Origin of the sequence: Streptomyces sp. NPDC000410 (assembly GCF_040300305.1) — a bacterium.
GTDB lineage: Bacteria > Actinomycetota > Actinomycetes > Streptomycetales > Streptomycetaceae > Streptomyces.
Genome location: NZ_JBEPDM010000002.1, coordinates 262,959 through 280,703, shown reverse-complemented (window position 1 = coordinate 280,703; position 17,745 = coordinate 262,959). Strand labels below are relative to the sequence as shown.

The window sequence follows — 17,745 nt, the reverse complement described above, 5'->3', positions numbered from 1 at the left end:
GTGTGTCAGCCGCCGATGACGACGCGGCGCACACCCTCCCAGTTGGCCGGGTCCGTGGTGCGGCGGCCGTCGACCAGGACGGTGACGTCCGGCAGGTCGGTGGCGGCCAGCTCGCGGTACTCGGCGTGGTCGGCCTGGAGGACCGCGGCGGTGACCTTCTCGCCCTGGTGCGGGGTGAGGCCGTGCGCGGCCAGCTCGTCGGCCGTGTACATCGGGTCGGAGACGTACGCCACCGCGCCGCGCGCCTTCAGCGCCTCGACGGTGCCGAAGACGCCGGAGAACGCGGTCTCCTTGACGCCACCGCGGTAGGCGGCGCCCAGGACCAGCACGTTCACACCGGACAGGTCGCCGTAGGCGGCGGCCAGCAGGTCGACGGCGTAGTCCGGCATGGCGGCGTTGGCCTCGCGGGCCGAGCGCACGACGGTCGCCTCCGGGTCGTTCCACAGGTACATCCGCGGGTAGATCGGGATGCAGTGGCCGCCGACGGCGATACCGGGCTGGTGGATGTGGCTGTACGGCTGCGAGTTGCAGGCCTCGATGACCTTCTTGACGTCGATGCCGTTCTTGTCCGCGAACCGCGCGAACTGGTTGGCCAGACCGATGTTGACGTCGCGGTAGGTGGTCTCGGCGAGCTTCGCGAGCTCGGAGGCCTCGGCGGTGCCCAGGTCCCACACGCCGTTGGCCTGCGGCAGGTCGGTGCGCTCGTCGAAGTCGAGGACCTGCTCGTAGAACTCCACACCGTGCTTGGTCGACGCCTCGTCGATGCCGCCGACGAGCTTCGGGTAGCGGCGCAGGTCGGCGAAGACCCGGCCGGTGAGGACCCGCTCCGGGGAGAAGACCAGGTGGAAGTCCTTGCCCGGGGTGAGGCCGGAGCCCTCCTGGAGCATCGGCGCCCAGCGGGTGCGGGTGGTGCCGACCGGCAGGGTGGTCTCGTACGAGACGAGGGTGCCGGGCTTGAGGCCCTTGGCGATCGCCTTCGTCGCGGCGTCCATCCAGCCGAAGTCCGGGGTGCCCTCGGCGTCCACGAACAGCGGGACGACGACCACGACGGCGTCGGACTGGGCGACGGCCGCGGTCGTGTCGGTGGTGGCGGACAGCAGCCCGGCGCCGACGGTCTCCTTCAGGAGGCGGTCGAGGTCGTGCTCGCCGGGGAAGGGCTCGGTGCCGGCGTTGACCAGCTCGACGACCTTCTCGTTGACGTCGGCGCCGATGACCTTGTGGCCCTTGGCGGCGAACTGCACGGCGAGCGGCAGGCCGATCTTGCCCAGCGCGACTACACAGATATTCATCGGGTTACTTTCCTCTTCACACGGGACAAGGTTCGGCGCAGTCGCCTGCCCACGCCGGGCGAGGGCTCCCAGAGCGGAGCCGTGGTGATCACCAGTCGTCCCTTGGCGTTCGCGTTGACCGAGACGCGGTAGGGGACGTTCGCACGCCAGCGCCTGGCCAGCGGCAGCGGCAGACCTCGGGTGGTCACCGGGATCTCATACGTCGAGCCTGCCACGTCCAGGTAGGCGCGCACGCCCAGCCTGGCCCGCGCGGCCCGGATCGGGACGGTCGTGGTCAGCACCGTCGCCGTACCGTCCGGGGTCGCCGTCCTGACCGGCTCACCGGCCGGGGCGGGCAGTTCGGTGCCCGTCGGCAGCCTGCGGCCACCGGGCTTGTCGGCGCTCTTGGGCATGGCCTTGGGCGCCAGGCGGAGCACGGCCGAATCGGTCTCACCGGCGACGGGGACCCGTACCGCGAGCCGCAGCACCGGCTCCCGGCCCGACTGCTCCCACTCGGCCGAGACCAGCCCCGTGCCGTCGGCGAGCTGCCGCGGCACGGCCTCGCCGGTGACCTCGAAGAGCCGGTCGGGCAGACCGAGAGCGGCGTCCCGGAAGCCCGGATAGCGGGCGAAGGCGCGGCCGTCCTCCAGCAGGAACGGCGGTGCGCCGTCCTTGGCCTCCTCGCTGATGGCGCGCACCAGCTCGGCGACGGCGCCACGCTGGGCCAGCGCGATCCGCACCCGGCGCTTGACGTCCATCGAGTCGCGCAGCGCCTCGGTGAAGTACTCGTCGGCGAGGGTGGCGATGCCGGCGCAGACCTCGCGCTGCGTCTGCGGGTCCAGCGACGGGAAGTCGTCCTGGATCAGCTTGGCGAGTTCCCACGTGAAGTGGCGCTTGAAGACGGCGTCGCGCTCGGGGCCCGCCTCGATCAGACCGGCCGCGTGCTTCATGATCGCGTCGGCGCAGCGCAGCCGGGCCAGATGGTTGGCCCGGTAGGTGATGTTGCTCGCGTCGCCGCGCTTGACCGCGTAGTAGAACGTGTAGTCCGCGAGGACGGAGATCTTGCGGGCCCGTACGCAGGCTTCGATGGTGAAGGGCTGGTCGCTGCCGACCGGCATGTCCTCGGGGAAGCGCAGCTTGTGCCGCTCCACCAGCTCGCGCCGGAACAGCTTGGTGTTGGCGAGGGTGAACGGCAGCGCCGACTCGTACAGGCTGACGTCCGGGTCGTTGTTCTTGTAAAGCGCCTGGTGGACGTAGCGGCCGTTGGTGCCGACCATCTTGCCGACGACGACGTCCGATTCGTTCTTGTCGGCGCAGGCGACCAGACGCTCCAGGGCCTCGCGGCCCAGGTAGTCGTCCGAGCCTATGAAGTAGACGTAACGACCGGTGGCCAGCTCCAGGGCCCGGTTGCTGGGGGCCGCGGGGCCGCCCGAGTTCGCCTGGTGGACGACCTTGACGGTGCCCGGGTAGCGCGCGGCGAAACGGTCCAGCTCGGCGCCGCTGTCGTCGGTGGAGCCGTCGTCGACCGCCACGACTTCGAGGCGGTCCAGGCCGATGCTCTGCTTGACGAGGGAGTTCAGGCACTCCGTCAGGTAGGGCATCGTGTTGTAGACGGCCACGACGACCGTCACATCGGGCGGTGTCGTCATGATCTGGCCGCCCCGGGGTCACGGTCGGCGAGCAGCCGCGTGTAGAGCTGGTCGAGCACCTCGGCCTGCGCCTCCCACGTCCAGGTGTCGAGGAGACCCGGCTTGTCGTACGCGGCCGTGTAGCGCTCGGGGTCGGCGAGGACGGCCTTGATCGCGCGTACGAGATCGTCGGTGTCCTCCGCCTTGCAGACCTCGCCCTGCCCGGTGGACCGGGTGACCTCGGACATGGTCTTCACATCGCTGACGACCAGCGGCAGCCGGGCGTGCGAGTACTCGAAGAACTTCGTGATCAGCGCGATCTCGTGGTTCGGCCAGTGGTGGATCGGGATGCAGCCCACGTTCGCCGCGGACAGGAAGCGGACCACCTGCCAGTGCGGCACGTACGGCACGGCGTGCAGCCGGTCGCCGACGCCGAGCTCCGCCGCGCGGCGGAGCAGGCCCTGGATGTACCCGGCGGCCGGGCTCGGCACCACGAACGCCATGTGGACGCCGTCCAGCTTCGGCAGGGCCTCGACCATGTCGCCGAGGCCGCGCTGCGGACCGGGCGAGCCGCTGTAGACGACCAGCGGGACGTCCGGGCCGATGCCGCACAGCACGCGCAGGTCCGGGACCGGCTCGAAGTCCTCAAGCTGCTCGTCCACCTCGACCGGCCGGTCGGGGGCGTTGAGGACGACCGTCGGCTGCTCCTTCAGGCCGTGCCGCTCGCGCAGCAGGTCGCCGAGGCCCTCGGAGACGGTGACGACGGCGTCCGCGTACGGCGCGAACTCGCTCTCGTGCGCGGTGTTGCCGGGGATCCAGTGCGCGTTGTCCTCCCACGGCCGTACGCCGGGCAGGAACTCGTGCGCGTCCCAGACGAGCTTGACCCTGCGCCCGGCGGCGCGGGCCCGTATGGCGGCGCGGGCGCCGACACCGAGCATGCGGAAGTCGTTGGCGTGGATCAGATCGGGCTTGAGCGCGTCGATCTCCTTGCCGTACGTGAGCTCGTAGTCCCACAGGACCGGCTCCAGCCGGCGCCAGGCGCGCTTGCCCTTGACGGCCTTCCAGGAGGCGGTGAACGCGCGGTCCACCGGTCCGCGCAGCCGGCGGCCGGCCTTCTGGGCCTCGCTGGTCTGGCGGGCGCGGAAGCCGACCCACTTCTGCATGAACTTGGAGGCGGGTCCGGCCACCGTGAGGCGGGCCTTCTCGGCCTTGCGGAACAGCGGCGAGCCGACGGCGTCCGGCGCCACACGCAGCGCGGCCCGGCGGGTGGCGACGTCCGCGCGCCACGCCTTCGCCCACTGGCGGCGGTAGGCCGCGAGCGGACCGGGCGGGTAGGCCAGCGGGCGGCGCAGCGGCGAGCGGTGCCGCTCGGCGTGCCGCTTGGCCAGCGGGGTCTTCAGCGGCAGCAGCCGGACTTCGGCGTCCCCCAGCTTCCAGGTGCGTCCGTTGCCGGAGCGCACGAGGCCGAGCAGTACGACGTCCCAGCCGGCCGCGGCCGCGGACTCCGCGGCCTTCTGCACCCGGGAGTCGCCCTCGACCTTGTTGTCGACCAGCATGACGACGCGGCCCTTGGAGGGGCGTGCCGCGTCGGCACTCTGCGTTTCCATGAACAGCCTTTCTGGACCGGTCACTTGAGGAAGCCGCTCAGGACCTGTGCGGTCCAGGTTCCGTCGTGGTACGTACGCGCGAACTTCGCCGACTCCTGACCGATGAGGGCCGTGCCCTCACGGTCGTCGAGCAGGGACTCCAGCACTTCGCGCAGATCGGTGGGCGTGGCGCTCACGATCGGCAGGGCGCCCTGCGTGGCGCCCTTCACCTGGTCGCTGATGTATCCGACGATGGGCTTGCCCGCGGCCATGGCCTCGACCGCGAAGGTGCCGTAGCTGCCGGTGGTGAACTGGTCGAGGACGATGTCGCAGTCCTGGACCCACTCCCGCATCTCGCCCACCGGGATGCCTTCGGCCAGCCGGAACTCGATGAGGCCCTTGTCGTGGAGCTCGGTGAGGACCGGCATGATCCGGTCGGTGCCCTTGGTCCAGCGCTTGGAGGGGGCGTGCAGCACGACGGGCCGCTTGCGCTCCATCACCGGGCGGTCGGTGGCCCAGGCCGCCACGTTCACGACGAGCGGGGTCCAGGTGGCCGTCGGCAGGTCGTCGAGCAGGTCCGGGGTGGTGACGTAGAGCGGAAGGCCGCACTCGTCGGCGATCTTCTTGTTCCCCTCGGCCTTGGCCTGGAGCTTCTTGGCGATGCCGTCGGGGGCGTCACGGAACAGCGAGAACTCGTGCCGCTCCATGTGCTGTCCGGGGTGGCGGATGTCGCTGCCGTGGGAGACCAGCGCGACCTTGATCCCGGCGTTCTTGAGGGCGTCCAGGTCACCGGCGATCGTGCCGCCGTTGAGGAGTCCGAAGACGGGCAGGAACGCGTCCGCGAGAAGGTGCGTGTAGCGGCCCAGGATCCGCTCCACCTGCTCGAACTGCACGTCGCGGTCGCCGAGGCGGGTCGCGTCGACGTACACGTCGGCCGGGTAGTCGAACGACTCGGGGCGCTTGTTCATGACGACCTCGGCGGACACGTCCGGGTCGAGCCGGGTGATCGCCTGGGCGTAAGCGGCGCCCTGGCCCGCGTAGTTGGCGGGGCCGAGGCCCACCTTGACGCGGGTGTTCCCCAGCTTGCGCCAGGTCGGCTGCTCGCCGCCGCCCGTGGCCTCGGCGGTGCGGACGCCGGCCGGGGACTCCTGCACGGTCCAGGACACCTCGGGGCGCGGGCCGGGCGGAGTCTTCTTGGACAGCGTGCGGTACAGCTGCATCAGCCGGCCGCTCTGCTCTTCCCAGGAGAGGTCGGTGAGGACCTCCTCCGTGATGTTCGCGGCGAGCTGGTCGCGGCTCTTCATGGCGCGGGCCGCGGCGCCGGCGAACGTCTTCGGGTCGTCCCAGGTGAACACCTCGCCCAGGCCGTGCTCCTCGACGTACGCCTTGATGACCTTCACATCGCTGGTGACCAGCGGCAGCCGGGCCTGGAGGTACTCGGAGACCTTCGTCGGCAGCGAGACCTCGCAGTTGGGCACCCGCTTGAACGGGGTGAGGCCCAGGTCGGCCGAGGAGAGGTAGTCGGCGACCTCGTGCTGCGGGACGTAGGGCACCAGGTGGATCCGGTCGCGGACGCCGAGGGTCTCGGCCTGCGCGAGCAGTTCCTCCAGCAGCGGGGTCGTCCGGCCGACCACCAGGGCGAGATGGAAGTCCGGCAGCTCCGGCAGACCGTCGATGACCGCGTCGACGCCCCGCTCGCGGCCGATCCAGCCCGAGTAGACCATCAGCGGCACCTCGGGGCCGAGGCCACAGGCCGCGCGGACCGAGGCGCGGGCCTTGCCGCCGCCGATCACCGCGCGGACCGGGGAGTTGCCCACGACCAGCGGCAGCTCGCGCAGCTTGTGGTCGTTCCTGAGCAGCTCGGCCATCTGCGTGGAGACCGTGACCACGGCGTCGGCGCGGCCGATGAACTCGGCCTCGATGGCCGGGAGGGCGTAGCCCTGCCGCTTGTTCGGCCATTCGACGCCCTTGATGTACTCGTGGGCGTCGTACAGCCAGGCGCAGCGGTGGCCGATCGCCTTGAGCCGCGCGGCGCTGCGCGCCGCGGTGACGATCATGGTGGCGTCGTTGGCGTGGATGACGTCCGGCTTGATGTCCTCGATCACCGGGCCGAAGGCCAGGTCGAGATCGACGACCTGCGGCCAGTCACGGCGCCAGTCGCGGACGGGCGCCGGGTCCTTCGGACGGCGCCGCTGCTCCCACTTGAAGGCGCGGACCCGCAGCCGGTGCACCGTACGGCGAGCGCGGAGCATCGCCTTGACCGAGAGACGGCGCGGGGCGCCCGCCCCGCTCGCCTCGGCGGACTTCTGGCGCACCCACGCCCGGTAGGCCGCCGTGTAACGGTTCAGCGCGGCCTGGTCCTGGAGGTGGAACTGGGTGGCGGACGCACGCATGCGCTTGCGCGCGTTCACCGACCGGAGGTACTCCTGCCCCACCGGGACCCTGATCACATCGATCGGGCCCATCTTGGAGTGCTGGACGCGCTTGGTGTCGCTCCTGCCGATCAGGGTGACGTCCCAGCCGTCACGTGCCGCCGCGACAGCGGTCTTCTGAACCCGCGAGTCGCCCGTGATGCCGTTGCCGACGATCACCACGAGCTTCGGCCGACGGGCAGGGGATTCCATTGCGTACTTCCTCCGGTGGAACGCAGAGTTCGGCGTCCCCGGCTCCCTGGAGGGGGAACCGGGGACCGGCGGGCAGCGGCGACCCGCCCCCGAGGCGGTGGGTCAGGCAGCTCCGCCGCTGACATTGTCGAAGCGGACAGTAGTGCCGTCCGCCGCCGACTCCAGGACGGCGGCGGCCACCTCCACGGTACGCAGACCCTGACGCAGCGTGCAGATGTCCTGCGACTTGCCGAGGACCGCGTCGCGGAACAGCTCGTGCTCGACGAGCAGCGGCTCACGCTTCGGGATGGCGTAGCGGATCATGTCGCCCTCGGCGACACCGCGGAACGCGCTCAGCGCCTCCCACTCGGTGGTCACGGCCGCGTTCGAGTAGAACGTCAGGTCGGCGGTGAGCGTGTCGGCGATGAAGCAGCCGCGCTCGCCGGTGACCGAGGTGAAGCGCTCCTTGAGCGGGCTCAGCCAGTTCACGAGGTGGCTGACCATCGTGCCGTCGCTGAGCTGGCCGACGGCGGAGACCATGTCCTCGTGGACGCGGCCGGACTTGGAGACCGTGTGCGCCGCGATCGAGGTGTACTCCTGGCCGGTGACCCAGGCCGTGAGGTCGATGTCGTGGGTGGCGAGGTCCTTGACCACGCCGACATCGGCGATGCGGTGCGGGAAGGGGCCCTGGCGGCGGGTGACGACCTGGTAGACGTCGCCCAGCTCGCCGGCCTCCAGCCGGGCGCGCAGGCTGCGCAGCGCCGGGTTGCAGCGCTCGATGTGGCCGACACCGGCCACCAGACCGCGCGTCTCGAAGGCCTCGACGAGGCGGCGGGCGCCCTCGACGGTGTCCGCGACCGGCTTCTCGACGAGCGCGGCGACACCGGCCTCGGCCAGCTTGAGGCCGACTTCCTCGTGCAGCCCGGTCGGGCAGGCGACGACGGCGTAGTCGATGCCGAGTGCGATGAGCTCCTCGACGGTGGCGAGGACGGGGGCGCCCTGCGCCCAGCCGTTCTTGTCACCCATCGGGTCGACGACGGCGACCAGCTCGACGCCGTCGAGGCCGGCGAGGACGCGGGCGTGGTGGCGCCCCATGGAGCCGAGGCCGATCAGGCCCGCCCGCAGCGATCCAGCAGTCACAGGTTCTCTCCCAGCGCGTTCACGGCGGTGACGATGCGCTCGAGGTCGCCCTCGGTCAGCGAGGGGTGGACGGGCAGCGAGACGACCTCGGCGGCGGCGCGCTCGGTCTCGGGCAGGTCCCAGTTACGGCCCGCCTTCTGGTCCGGCTCCCAGTACGGCTTCAGCCGGTGGATGGGGGTCGGGTAGTACACGGCGTTGCCGATGCCCGCCTCGGTGAGCTTCGCCATGGCGGCGTCGCGGTCACCCTGGATGCGGACCGTGTACTGGTGGTAGATGTGGCGCGCACCCTCGGCGACGACCGGGGTGACGACGCCGGCCGCGGAGATGTTCTGCGTGAGGTACGCGGCGTTCGCGATGCGCTGCTCGGTCCAGCCGGGGAGCTTGGCCAGCTGGACGCGGCCGACGGCGGCGGAGACGTCCGTCATGCGCATGTTCGCGCCGACGATCTCGTTCGCGTACCGCTGCTCCATGCCCTGGTTGCGCAGCAGGCGCAGGGTGCGGGCGACCTCGGCGTCGGCCGCGGAGATCATGCCGCCCTCGAGGCTGTGCATGTTCTTGGTCGGGTAGAAGCTGAACGTGCCGCCGTTGCCGAAGGCGCCGACCGGGGTGCCGTTGAGCGCGGCCGCGTGCGCCTGGCAGGCGTCCTCGACGACCGCGAGCTTGTGCTTGTCGGCGATGGCCATGATCTGGTCCATCGCGGCCGGGTGGCCGTACAGGTGCACCGGCATGATCGCGGCGGTGCGGGGGGTGATGGCGGCCTCGACGGCGGCCGGGGAGAGGCAGAACGTGTCCGCGTCGATGTCGGCGAAGACGACGTCGGCGCCGACCAGCCGGACCGCGTTGGCCGAGGCGGCGAACGAGAACGACGGGACGATCACCTCGTCACCCGGGCCGATGTTCAGAGCCATCAGAAGGAGGTGCAGCGCGGAGGTACCGGAGTTGACGGCCACGCAGTGGCGTCCCTCCACGAGCTCCGAGAAGCCCTCCTCGAACGCGGCCACCTCGGGGCCCTGTACGACCCGGCCGCTGCGCAGTACGCGTACGGCGGCTTCGATCTCTTCTTCACCGATGACCGGGCGCGCAGCGGGGATGGGCTGCTCGTTGCTACTCGGCATGGACGTCCTCCTTGAACACCGCAAGATCTCTATGTGGCAGAGGTCCGGGGTGCGGGGCGTCCTGTGAGAAGGCCGCGCGTACCCCTCCGGCGCGATTGCCGACGCCCTACCGAGGAATGCTGGGACCGGTCTGTCCCTGGAAACCGGGCCGGTCACCGACCGTAGTCTCCGGGCGGGGCCCGCACACGGCAGCGACCGCCGTCACATTATCAGGAATTTCCTAGTCAATTTCTGGGCTGTTAACGCGGCCAAGCATCAATTCAGAAACAAACCTAGCGTCCTGCCCGGGCCCTCGGGACGGGGGCAGGACACCCTCGGTCAACCACCTACCAGTTGTTCGTCACACATATCGGTCACTTCTTGGTCAGCAATTCACCGGTCGTTCAGCTCTCGGCTGACGCGGTCACGGTGGGCAGCGGCTGCTGCTCGGCCGCGGCCGTCTTCTTGGCCGGGGCCGCCTTCTTCGTCGCGGCCTTCTTGGCGGTGGTCTTCTTCGCCGCGGTCTTCTTGGCGGCCACGGTCTTCTTCGTGGCGGCCTTCTTCGCCGTGGCCTTCTTGGCGGTCTTTCGGGCGGCCGCCTTCTTGGCCGGGGCCTCCTCCGCCGCTGCCGGTGCCTCGGGCTCCTCGGCCGCCGGCTCGGGCTGCGGTGCCGTGGTGACCACGACGATCGCGGCCTCCTCCGCTCCGGACGGCGAACCGGCCGGGGCGGTGACCTTGCGGGTCACGCGGCGACGGGCGCGCGGCGGGGCGGCGACGGGAGCCTCCGGCTCCACGGCGTCGACCAGCGCGGCGACCGGGGCGGGCTCCGGCTCGGAGACCTCCGTCACCTCCGCCACCGGGGCGGCGGGGGTCACGATCTCGACCGGGGCCTCGGTCACGGCCGGCGGACCGGCCGGGGACGTCGCCTTACGGGTGGCCCGGCGGCGGGTACGGCCCGTGGGGGCCGGCTCCGCCTCGGCGACGGGCTCGGCAACCGGCTCGGCGACGGGCTCGGCGACGACCGGGGCCTCGACGGCCTCCTGCACCGGAGCGGTCTCCCGCACCGGAGCGGTCGCCTTGCGGGTCGCCCGGCGGCGGCCACGGCCGCGCACCGCCGCCTCGGCCTCCGCGACGCTGCTGTACAGCTCCTCGTCCGGGGCGAAGTCCGGCTCCGGGAGCGCGGCCGGCGCGGCGAACTCCGCCGCCACCTCGGCCTCGGTCTCGGCCAGTTCCTCCACGACGGGCGCCTCGGCCACGGCCTCGTGCTCGTGGACGTGCTCCGCGCCACCACGGCCGCGCTTCTTGGCACGCTTGCCGCCGCCACCGCCACCGACGGTGGACGGCTGCTCCATGTGGACGATCACGCCGCGCCCGTTGCAGTGGACACAGGTCTCGGAGAACGACTCCAGCAGGCCCTGGCCGACGCGCTTGCGGGTCATCTGGACCAGGCCCAGCGAGGTGACCTCGGCCACCTGGTGCTTCGTACGGTCCCGGCCCAGGCATTCGAGCAGGCGCCGCAGCACCAGATCGCGGTTGGACTCCAGCACCATGTCGATGAAGTCGATGACGACGATGCCGCCCAGGTCGCGCAGCCGCAGCTGGCGCACGATCTCCTCGGCCGCCTCCAGGTTGTTCCTGGTGACGGTCTCCTCGAGGTTGCCGCCCTGGCCGGTGAACTTGCCGGTGTTGACGTCGACGACGATCATCGCCTCGGTCTTGTCGATCACCAGCGAACCGCCGGAGGGCAGCCAGACCTTGCGGTCCAGCGCCTTCATCAGCTGCTCGTCGATCCGGTACGTCGCGAAGACGTCGACCTCGGAGGTCCAGCGGTTCAGCCGGTCCGAGAGGTCGGGCGCGACGTGCGAGACGTAGCCGTGGATGGTCTCCCACGCCTCGTCGCCGCTGACGATGACCTTGGTGAAGTCCTCGTTGAAGATGTCGCGGACGACACGGACGGTCATGTCCGGCTCGCCGTAGAGAAGGGTCGGGGCGTTGCCGCTCTTCGCCTTCTTCTGGATCTCTTCCCACTGCGCCTGGAGGCGCTCGACGTCGCGGCGCAGCTCGTCCTCGCTGGCGCCCTCGGCGGCGGTACGGACGATGACGCCCGCGTCCTCGGGAACGATCTTCTTGAGGATGGTCTTCAGCCGGGCGCGCTCGGTGTCGGGCAGCTTGCGGCTGATGCCGGTCATCGAGCCCTCGGGCACGTACACCAGGTAGCGGCCGGGCAGCGAGACCTGGCTGGTCAGGCGGGCGCCCTTGTGCCCGATCGGGTCCTTGGTGACCTGGACGAGGACGGACTGCCCGGACTTCAGCGCGGACTCGATGCGGCGGGGGCCGTTGGCGAGCCCGAGCGCCTCGAAGTTGACCTCACCGGCGTACAGGACGGCGTTGCGGCCCTTGCCGATGTCGACGAACGCGGCCTCCATGGACGGCAGTACGTTCTGCACCTTGCCCAGGTAGACGTTGCCGACGTAGGAGGTCGACTGCTCCTTGTTGACGTAGTGCTCGACGAGCACGTTGTCCTCGAGAACGCCGATCTGGGTGCGGTCGCCGTTCTGCCGGACGACCATCACGCGCTCGACGGCCTCGCGACGCGCGAGGAACTCCGCCTCGGTGATGATCGGGACGCGGCGGCGGCCCTGCTCGCGGCCCTCACGGCGGCGCTGCTTCTTGGCCTCCAGACGGGTCGAGCCCTTGATGGACTGGACCTCGTCGGACGGCTCCGCCTTGGGGCGCGGCTCGCGGATCTTGACGACCGTACGCTCCGGCTCGTCCGCGCCGGGCTCGATCTCGGCGCCCTCGCCGGTACGACGGCGGCGGCGACGGCGGCGACGGCTGCTGCTGGTGCCCGCGGCGGACGGGGTGCCGGCCTCTTCGCCGCCCTCCTCCTCGGGCTCCTCGGCCTCTTCGCCGGCCTCCTCGGCCTCCAGCTCCTGCTCGGCCTCCTCCGCCTCGGCGCTCTCGCCACGGCGACGGCGGCGGCCACCACGGCGGCGGCGGCGCGAAGGACGGTCCTCGTACTCCTCGGTCTCTTCGGCCTCGGCCTCCTCGGCCTCGGTGGCTTCGGCGGCCTCGACCTCCGGCTCCTCGGCGACGGGGACCTCCACCGCCTCGACAGGCTCGGCGGGCTCGCCACGACGGCGACGGCGGCGACGCGAGGGGGCCTCGGTGACCTCGGCGGCCCTGGCGACGGGAGCGGCCTCGACGACCTCTTCCTCCGTCTCCTCCTCCACCTCGACGGCGGCCTCGGCGGCGGCCGCGGCAGCGGCGGTCTCCGGGGTCTGGAACATCGGCTCGGTGAACACCGGCGCCTGGAACACGGCCACGGCGGGCCGCGCGACGCGGCGCCCACGGGCGGGCTGCTCGGCCTGCGCGGGCTCGGCGGTGAACTCGGGCGCGGCGGCCCGACGGCGCGTACGGCCGCGCGACGCGGCGCGCTCGGCGGCCTCGACCTCGGCCTCGTCCGCGGCGATCTGCGCGACGGTGTCCGCCGGGAGGCCCTCGCCCGCGACGGCCTCGTCCTCACGGGCGGAACCGGTCGCCTTGCGGGTGGCCCTGCGGCGCGTACGGCCGCGCGGGGCCTCCGCCGCTTCCTCGGCCTCGGGGCCGGTGGTGGGCTCCGCCACCGCCTCCGCCTGCTCGGGCGACGTCACCTGGCGGGTCGCCCGGCGACGGGTACGCCCTGTGGGCTCCTCCGCAGCGTTCTCGCTCACGGCACCTTCCTCAAAGTCTTCGTCGGCGACGGCCTCGGCCGGAGCGGGGGAACCCGCCGGCGCGGTCGCCTTACGGGTGGCCCGCCGGCGCACACGCGGCGCGGCCACGGGCTCCTCGGCGGGGGTGAGCGGCTCAGCGGGCGGCTGGGCGGCGGTGACCGTCTCGGCCACGGCGGTGACCGGAGCGACCGTCTCGGCCGCCTGCGGCGCACCGGCGGGCGCGGTCGCCCTGCGGGTCGCACGGCGACGGGCCCGGGGCGCGGACGCCTCGACGCCGGTCTCGGCATCGGACACGGCCCCGGCGGTCTCGGCGGCGGGCGCGGTCCCGGCCGCCTGCGCGGGCACCGTCGCCTCGGAGACGGCAGGCGAGCCCGCAGGAGCGGTCGCCTTACGCGTCGCACGACGACGCGCACGCGGCGCGGCCGCCTCGGCGACGTCCTCGTCCTCCGCAGGCGCGGCCACCGACACGGCAGCGGACTCGGCGGCAGCCGCCACGACATCGGCGGACACGGCAGGCGCACCGGCAGGAGCCGTCGCCTTACGCGCCGCACGACGACGCGCACGCGGCGCGGCCGCCTCGGCAACGTCCTCGTCCTCCGCAGGCGCAGCCACCGACACGGCAGCGGACTCGCCAGCAGCCGCCACGACATCGGCGGACACGGGCTCCGCGACAGCGGGCTCAGCAGGCGCACCGGCAGGAGCCGTCGCCTTACGCGTCGCACGACGACGGGTACGCGGCGCGGCCGCCTCGGCGACGTCCTCCACACCGGCACCCTCAGGCGCAGCAGCGGACTCGGCGGCAACCGCCACGACATCGGCGGACACCGGCGCCGTCACGTCGGAAACAGCAGGCGTACCCGCAGGCGCCGTCGCCTTGCGGGTGGCCCGGCGGCGCGTGCGCGGCGCGGGGGTTTCGTCGGGTGCGGCGCTCGCCGGTATGGCCGGGGCGGAGAGCGACTCCGTGACGTCCTGGACGGTCTCGGCCGCCTTGGCGGCCACCGGCGGGCCCGCGGGGCGGGACGCCGCGCGACGGCGGCGCGGGGGCAGCCTGTCGCTGGGTGAGTTTTCGTTGTTGTCAGTGCCCCCGGTCGTACCGGGGCCGTTCTGCTCGAGCATGCGGGCGGTTCTCCCGTCACGCTCCCGGGCGCCGCGCCTTGATCCGGTCCGACGGCGCGTCCCGCGTGATGAGCGCGGGGCCGTCGTCCGGGGCGCGGGCGCCGCACGGGAGCTGTATGTCTGGCTCGCCGGTTCCGTACGCGATGTACGCACGGCCTGGCGAAAGTCTCCTGGTCTGTGCGCTGCCCGACCCAGGTGGCTCCCGAGTACGAGGGCTGCGCTACGACGACCGCCCCTACGCGGGACCGGCACCCTCCGGAGCCTTCGCGGCGGCGTGTCCGGCGACCCCTGAGCGATCGGCCGGGGCGGCCATGACTGCCTCGCGGTCGGGCGCGAGCGGGTCGGTCACCGTGCCGGACTCCTCGTCGAAGAGCCCCTGCGCCAGCCTGGTCACCGCTGCGGGGACCGGCGGCGCCAGGTCGGCCACAGCTCGGAGACCGGACAGGACGTCGTCGGGTCGCACGGCAGGTGTCACGTGCCGAACAACCAGCCGCAGTATCGCACAGGGCCCGTCGCCGGGCCTATCGGCCTGTGGATAAGTCGCGGTCAGCTCGGCCACGGCGCCTCGTGCGTCGAAGCTGCGCATCCCGTTCTTGGTCCTGCGCTGGACCTCGACCGTCTCGGCGGCGAGGAACGCCGCCACGGCCATCGAAGCCTCCTCCACCGCGACCCCGTCGAGCCGCAGCTCCCACACGGACGCGGTCAGCCGGTCGGCGAGCCCGGACGTGCGGGCCTCGACGGCGTCGATGATGTCGAGTCCGTCCGGCAGCGACTCGTCGAGCAACGCCTGCAGCGTCGCGGGATCACGGGTCTCGGTGAGCGCGATCTCCAGGTACTCCGCCTCGGACCCGGTGCCCGTGGGCGCGGCGTTCGCGTACGACACCTTCGGGTGCGGGGTGAAGCCCGCCGAGTACGCCATCGGCACCTCGGCACGGCGCAGCGCACGCTCGAAAGCGCGCTGGAAGTCGCGGTGGCTGGTGAACCGGAGGCGGCCGCGCTTGGTGTAGCGCAGTCGGATGCGCTGCACCGCAGGTGCGGGCGGCGGGCCTTCGGGCTGTCGCTTGCCCAGTGGTTCTTCTCCTCGGTGCGGGGCGGGCGCGGGTGGCGCGCCGCCCTCTGGCCTGCGGGTGTCCCCTGGGGGCCCGTCCGGTTCACCCCTGCTTTCGCAGGGAGATCTCGGGTCCGGGCGCCGCGCCGGGGACGGAAAGTGCGTGTTGCGTACGTCCCAGGTTACGCGCCTGATCCGCCGCCGGTTCCACGGCCTCGCGCTCGCGCGGCCCGCCGACCAGCGCCCGCCATGCGTCACGGCGGGCCTGTCGCACGGTCGCGCGGACCGAGCTCAGGGCTCCGCGTACGGCGCGTCCCGCCTCCACGGCGGCCCTGCGCACGGGGCGCCAGAGGCTGTCGCGCACGAAGTGGCCGAGCGGGGTGCAGACCTCGCGGTAGAACCAGGCCATCGGCCGCCCGAGCAGGTTCCAAGCTAGCCACTTCAGCGCCCGTCCGACGGCCCGGGACACATATCCGGCGACCCGCCAGGCGACCACGAACGCGTCGGCGATCTCACGGCCGACGACCGCGAGGAAACGGCCCACGGGCGTGAGCACCCAGCGGTACAGGAACACGGCCGGGACCACGACGAACACTTTCACCAGCCATACGACGCCGCTCCACAGGCCGAGGCCGAGCCACCGCAGCCCGTGGCCGAGCGGCGTCAGCACGTACCGGTACGAGAACGCGGCGACCGGCACGACGACGTACCGCCACAGCGCGACCCACGGCCAGTAGAACACCGCCCACACCAGCCACCCGACGCCGTGGCCGAGCGGCGTGAGCAGCCGCACGTACACCCGGGCCAGGCCGTGACCGATCGGGGTCAGCACCGCCCGGTACAGCCACACCGCCGGGACGGCGATCCCGTAGCGCGCGACCGGGACGACGACGTACCGCCACAGCGCGACCCACGGCCAGTAGAACACCGCCTTGAACAGCCACCAGGCCGCGGTGGCGACCGCTTCGGCGACGGGGGCGACGACGTGCTCGAAGAAGAAAGCGAGCGCCTTGCCGAGCGGACGCAGCATCACCCGCCGCAGGAACTCGCCGCACACGACGAGCACGTCCCACAACATCCGCACGGGCACGACGAACAACAGCACCACGATCCGTACCGGGATCCTGATGGCCACCGTCAGACAGCCCTCGGGCTCGCGCTTCTCCACGTCCATGATCGAGGAGACGCGAAGGCCCGGCCCCGGGGTTTCCCCGGTGGCCGGGCCGTCGCCGGAGCGTTACCTGACGGTTCCCGCGTGACGACCGTCGGCGGCAGCGGGTTCCCGCACCTGGGGCGCGTCGCTCGTGCGCGCCGCCGGGATCGCCGCTGTGGCCTCGCGCCGGCGGTCCCACCAGCCGCGCAGCCGTCGTTCCAGCGGCCGCTCCACCGCGTAGTGCAGCGCCGCGGCCCCGGCGAGCGAGACGACGAGCAGGGCCGCGTACCACTGAAGGTTCGACCAGGCCACCGGCTCCTTCCCGAGCAGGTCGCGGGCGGTGTAGAGGAAGGTCGCGTGGACGAGGTAGAAGGCGTACGACCACTCGCCGAGCAGCACCAGCGGACGCGTACGCAGCAGGGACCTTCTGCCGGTGAGATCGCGCCAGGCGACGGTGGCGATCATCGCGGCGCAGGCGAAGATGATCCACTCTTCCTTGGTGACCCGTACGAACGCCTCGAAGGTGCCGGCGGCAGGCCGGTCGGCCGTCGTGGTGAGCCACCCGATGAGGGCCGCGGAGCCCAGGAAGACCCAGATCGGCGCGATACGGACCCGCCAGCCCGAGAGCATGGCGCGGGCGATGGCGATGCCGATGACGAACTCGCTCAGCCGGACGACCGGGAGCGGGAGCTGCGCCGCCCAGGATTCGGGGTGGGACCAGACGAGGACGCGGTATCCGAAGGCTGCCGCGAAGCCGAGGGCCGTGGCCACGAGCGCCCCGCGTAGGCGGAGCCGGCGGAAGACGCGATGCAGCGGCGGAAAGAGGGTGTAGAAGAAGAACTCGCAGGTGAGCGTCCATGCCGCCGGGTTTCCCGAGTACAGCAGGACCGGGTCGCGCCACCAGCCCTGGATCACGGGCACGGACAGCAGCAGCACGCCGACGCTGACCGGCTTGACCCAGCCCTGGGCGGGGTCGGGGGTCAGGCTGTAGAAGACGGGGATCGCCAGCAGCAACGCCACGAAGTGCGCCGGATAGATGCGGGCGAAACGCCGCCAGTAGAAAGTGGGCGCGGTGACACCGGGCCGCGCCGACCAGGTCAGTACGAAACCCGACAGGACGAAGAAGAGCGTCACGCCGTACTTGCCGAACCCGACCACGTCATGGATCGGCAGCGGCGCCAGATTCGTCATGTGGTGCGCGAAGACGGCGAACGCCGCCCACCAGCGCAGTCCGGTGAGGGAGTCGAGACGAGCGGGCCGGGTGGGCGGAGCGGTCGCCGTCGGCTGGGTCATGAAGTCGGTCGCCCTCTGTCGGTCACGGAACGTCGGCAGAGTATAAGCGGACCATTTCCGGGGGCCGGTGGACGACGGAAATGGGGGCGGGCATATCGCCCGC

General features: G+C 72.1%; 10 protein-coding genes. All 10 read right to left on the bottom strand.

All coding sequences use genetic code 11. The features are described 5' to 3' along the window. Positions 1-5 precede the first annotated feature (5 nt). Complete coding sequence (locus tag ABT342_RS04605; protein ID WP_351566922.1) at positions 6-1,289, bottom strand: nucleotide sugar dehydrogenase; 1,284 nt, start codon at positions 1,287-1,289, stop codon at positions 6-8. Further along, entirely contained in the window at positions 1,286-2,917 is a 1,632-nt protein-coding gene (locus ABT342_RS04600) for a glycosyltransferase family 2 protein (protein WP_351566919.1), read from the bottom strand. Before ABT342_RS04600 ends, ABT342_RS04605 begins: the two co-directional genes overlap by 4 nt. Beyond that, positions 2,914-4,503 (bottom strand): glycosyltransferase family 4 protein, encoded by a 1,590-nt coding sequence (locus tag ABT342_RS04595; RefSeq protein WP_351566916.1) that lies wholly within the window; start codon positions 4,501-4,503, stop codon positions 2,914-2,916. Before ABT342_RS04595 ends, ABT342_RS04600 begins: the two co-directional genes overlap by 4 nt. Positions 4,504-4,523: 20 nt before the next feature. Beyond that, a complete protein-coding gene (locus ABT342_RS04590; RefSeq protein WP_351566913.1) occupies positions 4,524-7,106 on the bottom strand; it encodes a glycosyltransferase family 4 protein in 2,583 nt (860 codons plus the stop codon). A 102-nt stretch (positions 7,107-7,208) separates the two neighbouring features. Next, positions 7,209-8,225 carry a Gfo/Idh/MocA family protein gene (locus tag ABT342_RS04585; RefSeq protein WP_351566910.1) on the bottom strand — a complete coding sequence of 339 codons (1,017 nt, stop codon included), beginning with the start codon at positions 8,223-8,225 and terminating at the stop codon, positions 7,209-7,211. Further along, on the bottom strand, positions 8,222-9,340 hold the full coding sequence (locus tag ABT342_RS04580; RefSeq protein ID WP_351566908.1) for a DegT/DnrJ/EryC1/StrS family aminotransferase: 1,119 nt from the start codon (positions 9,338-9,340) through the stop codon (positions 8,222-8,224). Before ABT342_RS04580 ends, ABT342_RS04585 begins: the two co-directional genes overlap by 4 nt. A gap of 383 nt (positions 9,341-9,723) precedes the next feature. Beyond that, positions 9,724-14,148 (bottom strand): Rne/Rng family ribonuclease, encoded by a 4,425-nt coding sequence (locus tag ABT342_RS04575; RefSeq protein ID WP_351566905.1) that lies wholly within the window; start codon positions 14,146-14,148, stop codon positions 9,724-9,726. A 235-nt stretch (positions 14,149-14,383) separates the two neighbouring features. Then, positions 14,384-15,175 (bottom strand): TIGR03936 family radical SAM-associated protein, encoded by a 792-nt coding sequence (locus ABT342_RS04570; protein WP_351566902.1) that lies wholly within the window; start codon positions 15,173-15,175, stop codon positions 14,384-14,386. Between the two features lie 124 nt (positions 15,176-15,299). Beyond that, positions 15,300-16,370, bottom strand: a complete 1,071-nt coding sequence (locus ABT342_RS04565) for a hypothetical protein (protein ID WP_351566900.1) — start codon at positions 16,368-16,370, stop codon at positions 15,300-15,302. Positions 16,371-16,433: 63 nt separating this feature from the next. After that, complete coding sequence (locus ABT342_RS04560; RefSeq protein WP_351566898.1) at positions 16,434-17,642, bottom strand: acyltransferase family protein; 1,209 nt, start codon at positions 17,640-17,642, stop codon at positions 16,434-16,436. Between the last annotated feature and the right edge of the window lie 103 nt (positions 17,643-17,745).